The sequence below is a fragment of the Nibribacter koreensis genome, assembly GCF_039541795.1.
Lineage (GTDB): Bacteria > Bacteroidota > Bacteroidia > Cytophagales > Hymenobacteraceae > Nibribacter > Nibribacter koreensis.
In genome coordinates this window covers 523068-539646 of record NZ_BAABGX010000001.1, presented here as the reverse complement: position 1 = coordinate 539646, position 16579 = coordinate 523068, and the positions used below count along the sequence as shown (strand labels likewise).

The window sequence follows — 16579 nt, the reverse complement described above, 5'->3', positions numbered from 1 at the left end:
CAGATACTACACCCGCATGCAATCCTTCCTTCGGCAAGCCGCTGACCATATTTACCAGACCTACACAGACCAGCTCAGTGACTTGTGCATTGTGTTGCCTACTCGCCGCGCTACCTTGTACTTCAAGAATGCTTTGGCAGAGGCCGCGCCCACGGGTATTTGGTCGCCGCAGATTTACTCCATGGAAGAGTTTGTCTGCAACATGGCCAACGTAGACGTGCTGGAGCCCTTGCATCTGCAACTGGACCTGTATGACATCATGCTCACCTTTGACCCGAAACTGGATTTTGACCAGTTTGTGGGCTGGAGTTCCACCTTGCTGGAAGACTTCTCCCGCATGGACATGGAGTTGGTGGACCCGGCGGCGGTGTTTGAGTACGTGAGCGAAGCCAAGGCGCTGGAGCGTTGGGACCCGGGCAAACCCGGCAGTAGTACGCCCACTGAGAACGTGAAGCAGTACTTCCAGCTCTGGACCAACCTGGAACGCACCTACAACGCCCTGCAAGCCAAACTTAAGAAAGACAAGCAGGCGTATACCGGCATGGCCTTTAGGATGGTAGCCGACCGCATCAAAGACATTACGCAAAGCACCGCCGGTTGCTATAAATATATTTTCATCGGTTTGAATGCCTTGTCTCGGGCTGAGCAAAAAATCATCCAGACCTTACTGTCGGCGGGCAAAGCCGAAGTATTCTTTGACTCAGATGACTTCTACATGAACCTGGAGTCAGACAAGCGCGCGGGGCATTTCTTGAAGCGCTACAAAGCCAAATGGCCCCTACCCGAATGGAACTGGCAACAGAATCTGCTCCTGACAGACACCAAAGAAATCAACGCCATTGGCGTGGCCAACGCCAGCATGCAAGGCAAGATTGCCGGGCAGTTGCTGCGCGAGATTCGGGAAGAAGATCCCAACGCAGAAATTGCCATTGTCCTGCCAGATGAGACCCTGCTCCTGCCGGTCCTGCACTCCATTTCAGACGAAGTCTCTGACTACAACGTGACTATGGGTCTGTCGTTTAAAGGCACTCCCCTGTTCAACCTCATTGACTTGCTCTTTGACGTGCATTTGACGGGCGTGGTACAACCCACTGATACTGGTTACCGGATTAACAAGTACCACCACCTGGCCGTTACCAAGCTCTTGCAACATCCGTTCCTGCGCCGCTATGAACAGTACCTGAACGGGCTAGCCGAGCGCGAGGCCGACCTGGACTTGTTCCAGCACGTGTTGGATGAGATGGTAGCCAAAAACAGCGTGCTGCTCACCGCCGAAGAAATTATTAAGCTGGGTCGCGAGCATCCCATGTTCATCACGCTCTTCAGGACTTGGAACGACTGCACCGACCTCATTGACACCCTCTACCAACTGGTGGACGCGCTCAGCAGAATTTACCGGCTGGAGAAAGAGAACCCCATTGAGACCGAGTACCTTTACATTCTCTACACCATTGTTAAGCGCCTGGACTCGCTCTTTGACTGCCGCGAGCATAAGATATCGGTGCGCAGTTTCAAGAAGTTTTTGTACGAGCAAATCAACAACACCAAGTTGCCGTTCAGCGGCGAGCCCATCTCACCCACGCAGGTCATGGGGATGTTGGAGACCCGCGCCCTGGACTTTGAGAACCTCATCATCCTGAGCGTAAACGAGAACATGTTGCCTCAACCTAAGAAGCAAAACTCGCTGTTCCCGTATGACGTATTGCGAACCTTCGGGTTGCCTACCTATGCTGAACAAGAGAGTATTACATCCTATTACTTCTACCGTTTGTTGCAACGCGCCAAGCGAGTGAACCTGCTGTACGTCTTGCCTTCAGACACCTATGGCTCCGGGGAGAAGTCCCGGTTTATTTTGCAGTTACAGCATGACCTGGCCCCAAGAAACCCCAACATCACCTTCCGGGAATTAACGGCTGTGGTGGAGCAACTGGACACCAAGGAGTATGAGCCAGACATTGTTATCCAGAAGGACGAAGAGGTCTTAGGCAAACTTAAAAACGAGTTACAGCGCGGCCTTTTCCCTTCGCACCTGAACCAGTACGTGAACTGCTCGCTCCAGTACTATTTCTCGCGCATTGCCAAGCTGCAGGAAGTAGAAGAGATTGATGAGCTCGTGGGCGCAGACACCTTCGGGACGATTGTGCACCAGGTGCTGGAAGACTATTTCAGGCCGTTCGCTGAGGAAGCCAAACCCATTGAGCACGCTGACATTGACCAGATGCTGGCCGGTTTGTCTGAGAAAGTGAAAGAGGAATTCAAGCGTGGCACCTTGGGTAACCTGCCTGAGCAAGGCATGAACCTCATCCTCTACAAGGTGGCCGTGCAACTGCTCACCCGCTATTTAGAAGGACTGCAAACCTCAGAAGAACTGCCGTTGTATATCCTTTCCCTGGAGGACAAACTCCAGACAGAGTTGGAAGTCAAACTACCATCCGGCGAAAAGGTAACGGTGCAGATTTCTGGTAAAGCTGACCGGATTGACTTAAGCGGCCGTACCCTGCGCGTGATTGACTACAAAACTGGTAAAGTGCTGGCGCCAAGCTTGAAAGTAAAACCCGAAGACCTGGAAGCCACCCTGCTGCATGACCGCCATCTGGACAAGGTTCGGCAGTTGTGGCTATATCGCTACATTCTAGCCAAAGAGATACAGAAAGGAAGTTTGCTGGAAAGCAAAGTACTCAACCTGCCTAAAAGCCAATATGAATACGAAGCCGGCATCATCTCCTTCCGGAACTTGGGCGCAGGCGTCTTAACTTCAGAACTGCCTTTCGTGGATGCCCAAGGAAACCCTGCAGACTTTATGGAAACCTCTGAGCGGCTGTTAAGGGAATTGGTGGTACGTATGCTAGACCCCGCAGAGCCAATTAAAAAAACCAATGACCTAGAAACTTGCCAATACTGCGCCTACAAAAGCATCTGCGCCAGAGGATAGTTAAGTAAATTACCAAGTATTGAATCCCCCCTCGAGAGGGGCGACGGGGGGTGTTTACATCAGCAGGCAATGTTCAGGATTGCGTCAAAGACAAGGCAGTGCCTAGTCTCTACATCACCTGTTCCGTTTTTAGCCTAATTCCCAGAAACCAGACCAAAAATGAAAGGCATCCCAAAATCTGGGATGCCTTTCGCTTTATAAGGAAAACGGTTGTACTGTTATTTCACGACCAAAACGCCGTCGGCTACAATCTCAATGTCTTTCTTGGGCTTGGTAATCATGGCAATTTCTTCGGCGCTTTTACCGGCGTCTTTCGCGAAGTGCTGTAAACGCTCTACCGTGGTTTCAGTCACTTTAGCGGTACCGTCCACCACTACGGTCTTGCCTACAATGTCCATCGGCATGAAGAAGGCATAGTCCGTGAACTTCACCATCACCGCCTCGCCGTTGGGTCTCTCTAATTTCATGAAACAGCCTTTCTTCTTGCACACCTCTACCACGGTGCCTTCAATCTTGCCTTTGTACTCAGGGGCCGTCTCTAGCTTAGAAGACAGGTCAGTCATGGCAATAGCTTTCTTGGCGGTTACTTTTTTGCCGTAGGTCACTCCAGGTTTGGCGGGGCGCACATTATCTTGCGCGAATGCAGAAGCAGAAAGGCAAAGGACAAGCGCGAAAGGAAGAACTGCTTTCATCATAATTTTATTTGTAAAAGTGTGAGTACTGGGTAAACCGTAAAACCAGATAAGTAATTCATTCTCTTTTCTTTCTGGTGCTCAAAGATAAAAGGAATCTTATAAAGTATCAGAATTTACTCCGTATAAATCGCAGCTCGTTTTTGGGCTATTTCTGAGAAAACAAGCCAAAAACGGACTACGCCACTTCTGGGACAGGCAAAACCCTGTGCAAGACTTTTCTGCTGGAAAAATACACCGCTAATCCAAACGGCACGAAGCACAGCATCCAGGCAAAAATCCCCAGCAGGTTGGCAAACCACACCTGTTGCAACGCGTTCACCCAGTCTATTTGAAACATAGCCATCAACTTCTCTAAGGAGAACGGAATGGGCGTAACCGGAAAAATGGTCTGGCCCAAGTCCACAAACGGCACATACAACGCCAGTTGGAACGGTTGCATCAGGTAGCCTATCAAGATGGTGAAAGCCACGTTCAGGCGCAACCTAAGCGCCCAGAAGGTACACAGTATGGTAGTGAGGCCAATAAACGGAATCATCCCGAAGCCGGAGCCCAAGGTAATGGTGAGTGCTAACTGGTGAGGGGTGAATCCCTGTTTTGCCAAGGCCATGATGGGGTCCCACAGCTTTCGCCGCACAAACCGCATTATTACCGCATTGGCTCTTAAAATCATGGTCATGGTGTCTGGGTCTCTTGTAGCTCAGGAAAGCGTACGTAGTAGACAACGCTAAAAGTTGGAGGGAATTCCCTTTTTAAGGAAAGAAATTCTGGCCTCTCTGTTAATACCCAGAGAGGCCAGAAGTAACCACTCTATTTCAGCTTCTTTTCGTCAGATAATCAGCTGTCCCTACTATGACAGCCAAAACCATTGCTAACCCTATTACTATTGCGAATATTTTTAGAACTCAGGCACTAAACCCGTATCTTTAACTGTTCTCTCCGCTAAACACCTGTTTTCTCTTATGGACATCACGCTCACGCTGCTCGCATTTCTGGTTGGTGCCGTTCTGGTATACTTTCTGCTGCAAGGCAAACTGGCCTCGTTAAGAAAAACAGTGCAGGAGCATGAGCTGGCCAAAGCCTTTGCGGTTAAGCAACAGGAAGCCGCCATAGCAGATGCCCAGAAACTACAGGAGCAGGTACGCCGCGAGCAGGCCAAGGTGATGGAACTGCACGCTGAGGTCACCCGCGCCGAAAACGACATCTACCACCTCAAGCAAAAACTCTCGGACGAGCGCGCCGAGCTGTCCCAACTGCGGGAGAATTTCCTGCAGCAGTTCACCCAGGTGTCCAACCAAGTGCTGGTCAACAACGCCGAGCATTTCCGGAAAACATCGGCGGAGAACCTGGAGCAGGTCCTGTCTCCCTTGAAGGAGCGCATCAAGGAATTTGAGAGCAAGGTGGAGCAGACCTATGAGAAGACCCTGAAGGATACTACTTCTTTGAAAGAGCAGATTACCTACATGGCTTCTTTGAACCAGCAGATGAGCCAGGACGCCCTGAACCTAACCAGGGCCCTGCGCGGCGAGAAAAAAGCCCAAGGAAACTGGGGCGAGTACCTGCTGGAGAACCTGCTGGAAAAATCTGGACTGGAACGGGACGTGCACTACCGCCGCGAGCAGGTTTTGCAGCACGACGATTCTAAAATATTTAGGCCAGACGTCATCATTGACCTACCAGATAATAAGCATTTGATTATTGACTCTAAAGTGAGCCTGGTGGCGTATGATGCGTACTGTAACTGCGAGGATGAGGTGCAACAGCAAATCCATTTAAAGAGCCACATCCAGTCCATCAGGACGCACTTCCTGGACCTGAGCCGCAAGAACTATCAGCACCTGCACGGCGTCAACTCCCCTGACTTTGTCTTGATGTACATACCCATTGAGCCAGCCTTTAACCTGGCCATTCAACAGGACCGTGATTTGTTCTTAGAAGCGCTGGACCGTAACATCGTGTTTGTGACTACCTCTACCCTCCTTGCAACGTTAAGAACCGTGGCTAGCGTCTGGAAACAGGAAAGCCAGAAGCGCAACGTGTTGCGCATAGCCGAGGAAAGCGGTAAGCTCTATGATAAGTTTGCCAACTTCCTGGAAGACCTTAAAGACATTGGCGTGAACTTGGACCGCAGCCAGCAGAAGTACCATTTGGCCATGAACAAGCTCTCAGAAGGAAACGGCAACCTGCTCAAGAAAGTGGAGCTACTAAAGAAACTGGGTGCCCGAACTAGCAAGACCATGGAGACCCAGTGGCTCCTCAACGCCCCGGTTATCTCGGCGGCCTTGCCCAAAGAGGTGGAAGAGCCCAGCGAGGACTTAGAGGAAGCATAAACCTCTAACGTTTCTCTGCCATAATTATAGACAAAACCTGAAGCCTTCCGTTTTTGGCTTGTTTTCTGAAAAACAGGCCAAAAACGGAGATGGCAGATTTGCTAAAAGGAAGGTTGGCCTTATAGGTTGGTGGCTTTCAGTTTGGTTAGGTTCTCCTGCACCTTCTCCCAGTCTTTTTGAGCCTCCTGGTCAGAGGGCGCAGGTGCTTTGGCCGAAGCGTAAAAATTGAGCAGATTCACCTTCAGTTCTGGGGGTAAGTTTTTAAAATCGTCTTTGGCCAGTTTATCCAGAAGCTCGGCATATGTCTTATCTGCCTTACCGTAGGTCCCAATCTGGCTTTTATCGCCGGTGTCCAGGTCAGTGTTGAGTAAGGTGACATCCGTCTGGGTGATAGTTTTCAGTTTGGCCGCATACTTATCTGACGTCACGTTGAAGCTCTCCATGAACACCTTCTCGGCGGCGGGCGTGGGCGGCTTAAAGGCAAGCGCCTTATTAGGGCCAATTTTAGGTAACACCTTCAACAGCCAACTCAAGGTCCGCTGGAAGAAGTTTGGCCGCTGGTACTCCCTTCCCCATTCCTTATGGTAATCTGTCTTGCTGATTCGGTACTGAAATTTACGTTTGGTAAGTCCGGGTTTGGAGGCTTGTATGTCTTTAGCTTTTAAATTCCAGGCGGCTTTGGTGAGGCTAGGAATCAAGGTACTCACAGACCTCCGGAAGGTGCTAATGGTCAGATCCAGGCTCACAAACAAGCTCTTAAGTTCCAGGCCGTACGTTTTCTGGAAAGCCCGTTCTAAGTGCTCCTTGCTTACCTCAAACCCAATAAAATCATGGTAGGCCTTGGGCGCGTAATTGCCTCTGGCCACCTGCAGCACGTCAAACCCAAACTCGGTTTTTATGTGAGCCGCCGGATCTTCTTCATACGTCACTTCATTCCCGTGTTGGGCTTTTACCTCGGGGTAGACCATGGCCACGGCGCGGTTGGTGCCAATGGGATGACCGTAGTTGTCTGCGTAATAGTGGGCCAATGCTCCCAAGGCAAAAGCATATTCCTCAATGGTGGTAGCCTCCTGCAACAAGGCTTCCACAAAGTCGCCGCTTCTAGAATAGTGCGTTAAGTCCGTGAAAAACACATTCCCGAAGGGGTAATAGCCCATGTCCTGAATGATGGCCCCGCCGTAGGCATGGGCATGCGCCTTGCGCAACTGCTCCTCAGTGGCATTCGGGTATTTTTTCTTCAGGATGGGGATAATGGAAGGTTGCCAGGCCACATCAATAATGGCCTGGTGGGTTAAAACGCCGTAACTCTTCGCTTTCATGGGGAAAACCAGTTGAAGAAGCACCACGCAGGCAAACAACAGAAGGCTTGGCTTCATAAGAAGGCGTTATGGGGAGTTGGGAAATAAGTCAATATGCGTATATATACGTAAAGAAGTACTTCAGCAGCTACATAAAAAAAGCAGACAAGGCATGGCCCCGTCTGCTTCCTTCATTCTATTAGCTAAATGGCTTAATAATTGGCTTCTACCGCAGGCACATCTATCAAGATGAACGTACTGTCTGCAGAGGCTTTGATTCTGAGCGCATCTACGTCCATGGACCGTACCTGGTCATTCTTCTCTACCTGAATGCCGTTCACAAACAGCTCTCCGGTCATCACGTAGATCAATCCTTTTCTAATCTGAAAGGTCTTAAAGTTGATTTCCTTGTCCTTCTCCAGATGGCCGTAGAACACGGAGGAATTAGAATTCATGTACACCACGTCTTCCAGCACCTTCTGCCCCGTCACCAGAGGAATCAGTTCGTTTTTCTCCTTTAAAAAATCAATAGATTTCTGCTCATAGCTAGGACTAGCGCCTTTCTTATTAGACATAAACCAGAGCTGGAGCAGATGTACCTCTTCGTCTTTGTCGTTTTTCTCTGAATGCGTAATACCGGTTCCGGCCGTCATGCGCTGTACTTGTCCGGCACTGATCACCGTCTCATTTCCTAAGCTATCTTTGTGCGTAATCTCCCCTTCTAACACAATGGTGACAATCTCCATCTCTGAATGGGCATGCTCCGGAAAACCGTTTTTGCCCTTTATATAGTCATCATTGAAGACACGCAAGGGTCCCCATTGCAGGTTATTGGCATCATAATAGTCTGAAAAGGAGAAAAGGAAATAGGAATTGAGCCATCCATGGGAGGCATGGTGCCTATCTGCGGCAGAGATCACTTTGATCATGTTGGTAGTGTTTGGTGTACAGTCACTCCATACGTACAGGATTAAAAGGAGTTCCTTTTGCCTTTTCTGTAAACGCAAACTGCCGTTTTTGGCCTGATTTCAAGAAATCAGGCCAAAAACGGCAGTCAACAAAGGTATCTTCTATTCTAGTTAACGGTCTTCAGTTTTTGCACTTCTTGTTGCAAGTCTAAGACCAGGGATGTTAGGCGGTCCAGAGAAATCTCAGCCATTGGGAAAGAAGTGCTGATGTAGGCCTTCGCTTCCCAAAGCTCTACCACGTCTGCCAGAGCTACCTCATACGGCTGGTAAGTGGGATTGTCTGAGTGCAACCGCAAGGCAGAGGCATTAGCTTTCTGGTAGATGCGCTTAAACACGATGCCCTCTTGCAAACTCACCACAATACAAGGAGTGCCGTCTTTTACGTCTTGCCAACGTTCAATGTAACGGCCCACTATGACGGTGCCAGAGGGGATGGGCAGCATGGAGTCTCCTTTGATTTCAAAGGCTCTGTACGTACCTGGCCCTTGAATCATAGGCAGCCTGAATTTAGGGAGTTCTTCCATAAACTCTGGGTCTGCGTACCCATTCAAATAACCAGCACTGGCTTTATAAGGCACTAGTTCAATGTTCTCACGGTCCTGGGCGTCTACTGTAATAGATAAGACCCGCACGTTAGAAGCATGCCCGCTGCCGCTTTTAGCAAGATTAGGAAGCTCTGGGTTAATCAGCTCATCTACTGACATGTTAAATACCTGTGCCATTTTTACCAGCGTAACCAGCTTAGGCTCAGCCCTTCCCTCTTCATAGGCTCCAATCAAGGAGCGCTTGATCTGTAGTTTTTCGGCAAGCTGCACTTGCGTCAAATTCTCTCTTTTTCTCAGGTATTTTAAGTTAGTGCTAAGCATGCTAGTGGCCATTAGGTATTCTGTTAGTAAAAATACGTTTTTATTAGCAGAGAACTAATGATTTTGGCAAACTTATTTTAACGGTTCTTAATTGTTTCCTATTAAAGTATTGAAATAAAAACAATTACGGTTAAATAACCGTTAGAATTTGTTTAAATCACCATTTTAATAAGCTTAATTTTACTATATATAAGTTATTATATATCAATAGCTTATATTTTTATTTTGCGCTCCGGTATAGAATTTATCTCTATATTTGAACCACTTCAAAAGGAAGTTGGTTACGACAATATCAAAATGAGGTTTCACTAATTTTTCTCTTTTTGATGCTTTTTCTTTAACACTTTAAATTGAATGCGTATGAAGTCAGGAACGTTTAAGAAAGCAGTCTCTTTCTTTGCCTTAGCCTCAGTATTTACCATGGCGGGCTGTCAGAAAGATGAAGTTTTAGAAGAAACAGCCACCGCTCCGCAAGAGCCTGCTGCCACTTCCAATGCCATAGATGGAAAATTCATTGTTATTCTAAAGAATGGCGTTAAAGCTCAAAGCTTACGTGAAAGAGTGCTAGGTACTCACCGTTCAGCTTCTGAGCGAATTCAAAACTTATCAGATGGTGCTTTTGAAGGCTTCTCTGGCTCTTTAAGCAAGGCAGAAGTTGATTTATTAAGACAGGACGAAAATGTAGCTTACATTGAGCCTGAACAAGCGGTAATGTTAGGTAAACCTTCTAAACAGACAACCACTTCAACCACTACTACTCCTCTTTCAACTACCACTACTACTTCTACATCTACCACCTCAACCCAGGTTGTTCCTTGGGGCGTTGCCCGCGTAGGTTACGGTGACGGAACCGGTAAAACAGTTTGGATCATTGACTCTGGTATTGACATTAACCACCCAGATTTAAATGTTGATGTGGCTCGCAGCCTTTCCTTCATCTCTGGTGTAACCTCTGTACAAGATGGTTACGGCCACGGTACTGCGGTGGCTGGTATCATTGGCGCCAAGAACAATACAGTAGGTGTGGTAGGAGTTGCGGCTAATGCTTCTCTTGTAGCCCTTAGAGTATTTGACAACACAGGATATGGTACGCTAACCCGCATTTACTCTGCTTTGAACCACGTGTACAAATATGGTAAGGCTGGTGACGTAGTAAACATGAGCCTTCGTGTAAACGGTTCTACCTTGTTAGATGACCTGGTTAAGAAAACTGCCGCCCGTGGTATCTTCATTGCCATTGCTTCTGGTAACAGCGGCGTTGACTGCATGCTGGATTCTCCGGCTCGTGTAAACGCTCCTAATGTGTACACCGTGTCTAACATGGACACCTACGGCAAATTCAATCCTTCTTCTAACTTTGGAGCCTCTGTTGATTTTAGTGCACCAGGTACTAACATCACTTCTACTGGTACAGGCGGAAGATATTTAGGTGGTAGCACTGGTACTTCTTTTGCAGCACCGCACTTGGCAGGTTTGCTAGCCCTTAAAGGAACCGCCATCAATAACCAAGGTTTGGTGGTAGGTGACCCAGACGGCAAGCCAGATCCAATCATCTTGAAATAGGTAATCAATAAATACCCATAGAAAAGGCCCTGTTATAAACCGGGCCTTTTCTATGTAATAGCTTTTGTGTCTATAGGGCCTAGACAGTGGCGCTCTCCTTGTTAAATCTAGCCAAGGCCAACCGTATTTTAAAATAGTCTATCTGCCCGTCCAGATGCTCAAAGATGGGTTTCATGGCAGAACGGCAACCGGTCTCTAAAATAGCCTGATGTACTCTTGTGTACTCACTCTCTGAAATGAAAGGCTTTAAGTCTACCTCATAGCCCTGCTGGTACAAAGTGGCAATATGAGAAAAGACTGTCACTAACTGTAGTTGCCGGTCAACCGAGATTTCTTCAGGGGATTTTCCTTGCTGCAAGGCCTCATAAGTGAGCAGATGGGTAGCACCCTTTAGTTTTACCTGTTCCACCTTAGACTGCTTAGACAAGAAAGAGAGAATGGAGTTGATGAAGATCTCACCGTACTGCTCATACTTGGCCTGCGCCACTCCAGAGATGGAGAGGAAGGCCGGTTTGCTGGTTGGGCGTTCTTCTGCTATCTCTTGCAAGGTATTGTCATTAAAGACTAGGTACGGAGCAATGCCCCTCTCCTGCGCCAGGTCCTTGCGTAGCTGCCGCAGATGCTCAAACAAGGCAGTGGCCAGCGGGTTTCTGTTCTTGCCTCTGGTGGCTCTCTCCTTCTCCTCCTTAGGGCTTGCCGCTTGAAACTTCACCAGCTCCACTGACTTGCCGTTAAAGAGAATGTCCTGGCTTCCTTTGGTCAATTTTAAAGCGCCGTGCTCATCATAGGCCACCTCTAACATGCCCTGGTTAATGAGTTGATGTATGTACCGTTGCCACTCAAGAGGCGGCAGATCTTTCCCCACTCCAAACGTCTTTAACTTATCATACCCTTTGGCCAGAGACATCTGGTTTCTAGAGCCTCTTAAAATATCCACCACCTGCGCTGGCGCAATGGTTTCTTTGGTACGGGCCACGGCAGACAATATCTTCTGGGCTAGTTCTGTGCCGTTAAAAGACACCGGCGGATGATCACATACATCGCAATGTCCGCAATCTTTCGGGTACTCCTCGCCAAAGTAATGCATGAGCGTCTTACGCCGACAGCTGGTACTCTCGGCGTACTGCTGCATGCGGTCTAGCTTGGCCAGAGACAGCGCTTGATCTTTTTTGTTGTCTCCTTGCGTGATAATGTCCCTGAGCGTCATAACGTCGGCCAGGCTATGAAACAACAAGGCTTCGGCAGCGGCACCGTCCCGGCCCGCTCTGCCAATCTCCTGATAATAGCTTTCCAGGTTTTTTGGCAGGTTGTAATGAATCACCCACCGCACGTTAGACTTATCAATCCCCATCCCGAAAGCGATAGTCGCGCACATGATCTGCAAGTTGTCTTGCAGAAAGCGCTCCTGTACTTTGTCTCTGTCTTTAGCAGACAAACCAGCGTGGTAGTATTCGGCGTTGTAGCCCTTCTCTTTGAGCTTTTGCGCCAGGGATTCTGTGGCTTTGCGGCTAAGGCAGTATATGATGCCTGGCTGAAATGGACGGTCCTCCAAAAAATCAAGGATAGCCTCCATTCGCTTTTGGCCGGGCTGTACCTGCAAATAAATATTGGGACGGTCAAAGGATGAGCTATAGACCGTAGGATTTTGTAGGTACAGCTGGGTTTGAATGTCGCGCTGGGTGAGTTTGTCAGCCGTAGCCGTCAAGGCAATGACGGGAACCTCAGGAAACTGTATCTTAAGGTTTTTCAGTTGAAGGTACTCCGGCCGGAAGTCATGCCCCCAGGCAGAGATACAGTGCGCCTCATCAATCGCGAAAAGGTTTACTTCTAGTCGTTTTAAAAAAGAAAAGAACCCGGCAGACAGCAATTTCTCTGGCGAGACATACAGCATTTTGAGCCTTCCGTCAAAGCACTGCTGCTCTATGAGCTGCTGTTCTTTAGAGGATTGTGAACTGTTAAGGTAACCTGCATTTACGCCATTGCCTAACAGCGCTTCTACCTGGTCTTTCATGAGGGCGATGAGGGGTGATACCACCACGCACAAGCCAGGCATCACCAAACCGGGTACCTGGTAGCAGACAGACTTACCACCGCCCGTGGGCATAAGCACTATGGTATCGCGCTTAGCTAAGACATTGGAGATGATATCCTCCTGACCCGGCCTGAACTTGTCATACCCAAAATATAGCTTTAGTACTTCTTGCGCTTCCCTCACGTCCATTTTTCTGCTCTTTTCACAAAAATACCTCAAAAACGGCCCTTATTCAAGTGACTCTGTACCAGATAAAACAAAAAGCCCGGAGCAGACGCCCCGGGCTTTTTAGAAATAGGTAGTTCCTTCTATTTTCTTACAAAATCAATGATGGTGGTTATCACAGACATGGCCAAACTGAACAACAAAGCACCTAAAATGCTTCGCAGCTCAAAGCCGTCAATCAGGTAGTCTGCCAGGTACAGGATTATCACGTTGATGACCAGCAGGAACAACCCTAACGTCATAAACGTGATGGGAATGGTTAGGAATACCAAAATGGGCCGCACGATGGCATTTAAGAGTGCCAGCACAAGCGCCAAAATAATAGCGCTCCCTATGCCATCCAGGTAGATGTCTGGAATGAACTGCGCCAGGAAAAAGGCGGCAATGCCTGTCAAGATGATCTTAATGATGAATCCCATAGTAAAAGCCTTTCTTTATAAATGGTTATTAAATAGACTCAATCTTGCCCTGTGAAACCGCCATCCAGTTGCACAACTTATACAAAAGGCGTGCGCCCACATTGCCATTCCACTCCGTATCACCGGGAGCCACTTCGCATAAGTCAAACCCAATGATCTGCCGGCCAGATTTTACCAGTGCCTTTATCAAATACACAGCTTCCTCAAACTCAAACCCGCCGGGCACCGGTGTACCCGTACCTGGACACAGTTTAGGATCAAGCCCATCAATGTCAAAACTGATGTACACTTTCTGCGGAAGCTGGGCTATGATTTTCTTGCATTGCTTCTTCCAGGAGCTACCGGCGTACATTTTGGTTTTGAGCGCGCTGTCATAAAAGGTAATCACACGGCCGTTGCTTTGCTCTACTAATTCTGCTTCGCCTTGACAAAGGTCTCTGATGCCCACTTGCACCAATTTCTTAACCTGGGGTATCTTCAACGCATTGAACATGATAGAGGCATGCGAGTAGGTGAAGCCTTCATAGGCGTTCCGCAAATCTGCGTGCGCGTCTACTTGCAAAATGCCATATTCTTCATGCTTTTCGGCTAAGGCATGCATGAAGCCTAGCGGCGTGCTGTGGTCACCACCCAATACTCCTACCAGTTTGTTTTGGTTCAGGTAATCCAGAGTTGCTTGCTTAGACCATTGCAACAGTTCTTCACCCTTCTGGTTAACTTCTGCCACCGTCTGGTCATGCGTATGATTGCCGTCTGGCTGGCCGTTCTCTAGCCATTGAATATACTCTTCGGTTTTCTCCCGCAGTCGCTTGCTTTCCTGGGCCCACTCCGCTGGTATTTCTGGCATGTGCACACCTAATTGCCAAACGTTAGGCAGCTCTGGATCAAACAAATCCAATTGCGGCGACGCGTCTCTTACGGCGGCTGGCCCCTCGGCGGTACCAGCGTTGTAAGAAACCGTTACTTCCCAGGGAATTGGGAAAATGACAACTTCAGATTCTTCTTCATTAAAGGGTAAGCCAAACAAGCCGCTTCCAATCTCACCCACCCCGTTAGGGTCAAAAGCAGAGATTTTAGCGCGCTTAGATTCACACATGGAGGTCAACTTCATATAGCTGGCGTTGGGTTATTTCTTTAAAAGGTCTTTCACGAAGTTTGGCAGAGCAAACGCCGCATGATGTATGTCTTCATTGTAATAGCGCAGGTTATGCTCTCTGGAGAACGCCGCCGCCTTGGCCATGTCTACATCTTTAGGGTGCGCATTGCCTTTGGAGCTAAAGGAGAAGCTCCAGGTACCGGTAGGATAGGTTGGAATGGCTGCCAGGTAGCAATGCACCTTCTCCTGTCCAAAGATGCCTTTGTACGTATCATAAATCTCTACAAACACCTTGGTGTTGAACCTAGGCGATTCGCTTTGGGTGATCATGATGCCGTTAGCCGTCAGGCAGCGGTACACTTCCTGGTAAAATTCTGCCGTGAACAGGCCTTCTCCCGGACCCACTGGATCTGCAGAGTCCACAATGATTAAATCAAAAGCCTCATTAGCGCATTCCTGAATATACTTGATGCCATCCGCTACCAACAATTTCAATTTAGGATGGTCAAAGGCGCTGGCCGTTTCTGGCAAATGCTCTTTGCAGGCCTCAATCACCAGTTCATCAATCTCTACCAGCACCACTTCCTCAATGTTTTCATGGCGCAAAAGTTCGCGAACCGTTCCGCCGTCGCCGCCGCCAATCACCAAGGCACGCTTTACGTTGCCATGGCTCAAAACCGGTACGTGGGTGATCATCTCGTGGTACACATACTCGTCCTTCTGGGTGCACATCACCATACCGTCCAGCGTTAGCATATTTCCATACGCTAGGGTCTCAAATACCTCTACTTTCTGGTAAGGCGATTGCTTTTTATAGAGTTGGTTGCCAGTGTGCTTTAAAGAAAGGGCAATGTTCTCGTCACGCTCTGTAAACCAAACGTCTCGCGTGATTTTAGGAATAGGCGTAATCTGCTGGCCAGAATCGCGGGCCTCCACGGTAAAGTCGGTGCGCTGCAATAAGCTCTGCTGGCCTCTGCGGCACTCCATGGAAGAACCGTGGCTGGCTTTGAACGCCTTCTGCAGAAAATCATAAGAAACCCATGGGTCTACGGTCTCGCCGCAGGTAAACAAGTCTACCGCCGCGTAGCCATACTCTGGCCAGGTATGAATGGCCAAGTGGCTTTCCTGAATCACCACTACCCCAGAGACGCCATAAGGAGAAAAATGATGGAAGGTGCTGTTGATGACGGTGGCACCGGCCGTTTCGGCGGCTTCTACCATGCTGTTCTCAATGTGCACTACATCATTCATCAATTCTGGGGAGCAATTGTAAAACTCCACCAATATGTGTCTTCCTAACGCGTCCATCGCCATACTTGTATTTTTAATTAATGTGTTGAAAGCGCAAAGCAACGAAAAAGATACGGGAATGGAAAGATTCCGGCGGCTTCTCCGTTTTTGGCCTGTTTTCCATAAAACGAGCAAAAAACGGAAATGGCTAACCCCACATGCAAAGAGCCGCACAAGGCGGCTCTTTTACAGACTATATTTTTAACACCAGGTTTACTTTGCCAGGAAGTTGTATGACCTGATAATCTCTAAGATTTTGACGAAGGTGGTTGTGTCAAAAAACAAGAGCAAAGGCAGTTCTACCATCTGGGTATTATTGGTAAACTGCGTGATGACGGTAAACACCAAGGGCTGAAACAAGGGATGCTCCGTGAAAATACTCTTCAAGGATTCAGCAATGTCATTCTTGGGGGCCACCGGCGGAGATCCATAGATACTGGCCTTAAGAATGTTGGCCAACTGCGTTACCAAAGCGCCGGTAATAATATTGCTAATCTCTAACAAAAGAGACTCCTGCATCTCTGTAAGGGGAGCTTTTGGATCTACGGTCATTCCCAAACAAACCGCAGACAACTGCTCAATGTGCAGCTCTGAGAACAGCATGAGCGTGGACCCGTTTAGGTCACCTTTAATATCTGACTGAATAATGGTGTGCGATTTTTCATAGGCGCGCACAATTTCAATCAGTTCATTGGCCTCCATTAACTGCAGGTCGGGCACTTTGAGCAAAACGCGGTCTTTTGCAATAGCTGCAAACGAATCTGCAGCCCGGGCCAACCCTATGTTCAGGATTTCTTTGATAATATCCCGTTCTAGTTCATTTACTTGAAGCTCCATGAATCAGGCTTTAAATTTTTAGTACCCCTCC

At 48.4% G+C, this 16579-nt stretch carries 13 protein-coding genes; 3 read left to right on the top strand and 10 right to left on the bottom strand.

The annotated features are described in order from the left end of the window. Positions 1-16: 16 nt before the first annotated feature. On the top strand, positions 17-2932 hold the full coding sequence (locus tag ABD880_RS02285; protein WP_345161910.1) for a PD-(D/E)XK nuclease family protein: 2916 nt from the start codon (positions 17-19) through the stop codon (positions 2930-2932). 218 nt (positions 2933-3150) lie between these two features. Here the strand turns inward: ABD880_RS02285 and ABD880_RS02280 are convergent, their stop codons facing one another. Next, on the bottom strand, positions 3151-3627 hold the full coding sequence (locus ABD880_RS02280) for a DUF4920 domain-containing protein (protein ID WP_345161908.1): 477 nt from the start codon (positions 3625-3627) through the stop codon (positions 3151-3153). Positions 3628-3802: 175 nt separating this feature from the next. Continuing rightward, positions 3803-4303, bottom strand: coding sequence for a DUF2062 domain-containing protein (locus ABD880_RS02275; protein ID WP_345161906.1), 501 nt, complete (start codon positions 4301-4303; stop codon positions 3803-3805). Between the two features lie 283 nt (positions 4304-4586). Between ABD880_RS02275 and ABD880_RS02270 the strand changes: the two genes are divergently transcribed. Further along, positions 4587-5954, top strand: a complete 1368-nt coding sequence (locus ABD880_RS02270; RefSeq protein WP_345161904.1) for a DNA recombination protein RmuC — start codon at positions 4587-4589, stop codon at positions 5952-5954. A gap of 119 nt (positions 5955-6073) precedes the next feature. On the opposite strand, the gene ABD880_RS02265 is transcribed toward ABD880_RS02270, so the two are convergent. The 3 genes from ABD880_RS02265 to ABD880_RS02255 all read right to left on the bottom strand — a co-directional run bounded on the left by ABD880_RS02265 (position 6074) and on the right by ABD880_RS02255 (position 9086). After that, positions 6074-7330 (bottom strand): zinc dependent phospholipase C family protein, encoded by a 1257-nt coding sequence (locus ABD880_RS02265; RefSeq protein ID WP_345161902.1) that lies wholly within the window; start codon positions 7328-7330, stop codon positions 6074-6076. A gap of 134 nt (positions 7331-7464) precedes the next feature. Beyond that, a complete protein-coding gene (locus tag ABD880_RS02260; protein ID WP_345161900.1) occupies positions 7465-8181 on the bottom strand; it encodes a pirin family protein in 717 nt (238 codons plus the stop codon). A gap of 146 nt (positions 8182-8327) precedes the next feature. After that, positions 8328-9086 carry a helix-turn-helix domain-containing protein gene (locus ABD880_RS02255; RefSeq protein ID WP_345161898.1) on the bottom strand — a complete coding sequence of 253 codons (759 nt, stop codon included), beginning with the start codon at positions 9084-9086 and terminating at the stop codon, positions 8328-8330. A 360-nt stretch (positions 9087-9446) separates the two neighbouring features. On the opposite strand from ABD880_RS02255, the gene ABD880_RS02250 reads away from it, so the two are divergent. Then, positions 9447-10649: a S8 family peptidase gene (locus tag ABD880_RS02250; RefSeq protein WP_345161896.1), complete on the top strand. Its 1203-nt coding sequence runs from the start codon at positions 9447-9449 to the stop codon at positions 10647-10649. 79 nt (positions 10650-10728) lie between these two features. Here ABD880_RS02250 and recQ read toward each other — a convergent pair whose 3' ends face one another. The 5 genes from recQ to ABD880_RS02225 form a co-directional block, all read right to left on the bottom strand. Further along, positions 10729-12870: a DNA helicase RecQ gene (gene recQ / locus ABD880_RS02245; protein WP_345161894.1), complete on the bottom strand. Its 2142-nt coding sequence runs from the start codon at positions 12868-12870 to the stop codon at positions 10729-10731. A 119-nt stretch (positions 12871-12989) separates the two neighbouring features. Beyond that, on the bottom strand, positions 12990-13325 hold the full coding sequence (locus tag ABD880_RS02240) for a phage holin family protein (RefSeq protein ID WP_345161892.1): 336 nt from the start codon (positions 13323-13325) through the stop codon (positions 12990-12992). A 28-nt stretch (positions 13326-13353) separates the two neighbouring features. Beyond that, entirely contained in the window at positions 13354-14436 is a 1083-nt protein-coding gene (locus ABD880_RS02235; RefSeq protein ID WP_345161890.1) for an agmatinase family protein, read from the bottom strand. A 15-nt stretch (positions 14437-14451) separates the two neighbouring features. Further along, positions 14452-15729, bottom strand: coding sequence for a polyamine aminopropyltransferase (gene speE / locus ABD880_RS02230; protein ID WP_345161888.1), 1278 nt, complete (start codon positions 15727-15729; stop codon positions 14452-14454). 195 nt (positions 15730-15924) lie between these two features. Beyond that, the gene (locus ABD880_RS02225) at positions 15925-16548 is read right to left on the bottom strand and encodes a chemotaxis protein CheC (protein ID WP_345161886.1); all 624 of its coding nucleotides are present in this window, start codon (positions 16546-16548) and stop codon (positions 15925-15927) included. Positions 16549-16579 lie beyond the last annotated feature (31 nt).

What these genes read in the sequence shown, in the direction of transcription:
- ABD880_RS02285 (WP_345161910.1), top strand. Translation starts at nt 17, where the DNA reads ATGCAATCCTTCCTTCGGCAAGCCGCTGACCATATTTACCAGACCTAC.
- ABD880_RS02280 (WP_345161908.1), bottom strand. Translation starts at nt 3,627, where the DNA reads ATGATGAAAGCAGTTCTTCCTTTCGCGCTTGTCCTTTGCCTTTCTGCT.
- ABD880_RS02275 (WP_345161906.1), bottom strand. Translation starts at nt 4,303, where the DNA reads ATGACCATGATTTTAAGAGCCAATGCGGTAATAATGCGGTTTGTGCGG.
- ABD880_RS02270 (WP_345161904.1), top strand. Translation starts at nt 4,587, where the DNA reads ATGGACATCACGCTCACGCTGCTCGCATTTCTGGTTGGTGCCGTTCTG.
- ABD880_RS02265 (WP_345161902.1), bottom strand. Translation starts at nt 7,330, where the DNA reads ATGAAGCCAAGCCTTCTGTTGTTTGCCTGCGTGGTGCTTCTTCAACTG.
- ABD880_RS02260 (WP_345161900.1), bottom strand. Translation starts at nt 8,181, where the DNA reads ATGATCAAAGTGATCTCTGCCGCAGATAGGCACCATGCCTCCCATGGA.
- ABD880_RS02255 (WP_345161898.1), bottom strand. Translation starts at nt 9,086, where the DNA reads ATGCTTAGCACTAACTTAAAATACCTGAGAAAAAGAGAGAATTTGACG.
- ABD880_RS02250 (WP_345161896.1), top strand. Translation starts at nt 9,447, where the DNA reads ATGAAGTCAGGAACGTTTAAGAAAGCAGTCTCTTTCTTTGCCTTAGCC.
- recQ (WP_345161894.1), bottom strand. Translation starts at nt 12,870, where the DNA reads ATGGACGTGAGGGAAGCGCAAGAAGTACTAAAGCTATATTTTGGGTAT.
- ABD880_RS02240 (WP_345161892.1), bottom strand. Translation starts at nt 13,325, where the DNA reads ATGGGATTCATCATTAAGATCATCTTGACAGGCATTGCCGCCTTTTTC.
- ABD880_RS02235 (WP_345161890.1), bottom strand. Translation starts at nt 14,436, where the DNA reads ATGAAGTTGACCTCCATGTGTGAATCTAAGCGCGCTAAAATCTCTGCT.
- speE (WP_345161888.1), bottom strand. Translation starts at nt 15,729, where the DNA reads ATGGACGCGTTAGGAAGACACATATTGGTGGAGTTTTACAATTGCTCC.
- ABD880_RS02225 (WP_345161886.1), bottom strand. Translation starts at nt 16,548, where the DNA reads ATGGAGCTTCAAGTAAATGAACTAGAACGGGATATTATCAAAGAAATC.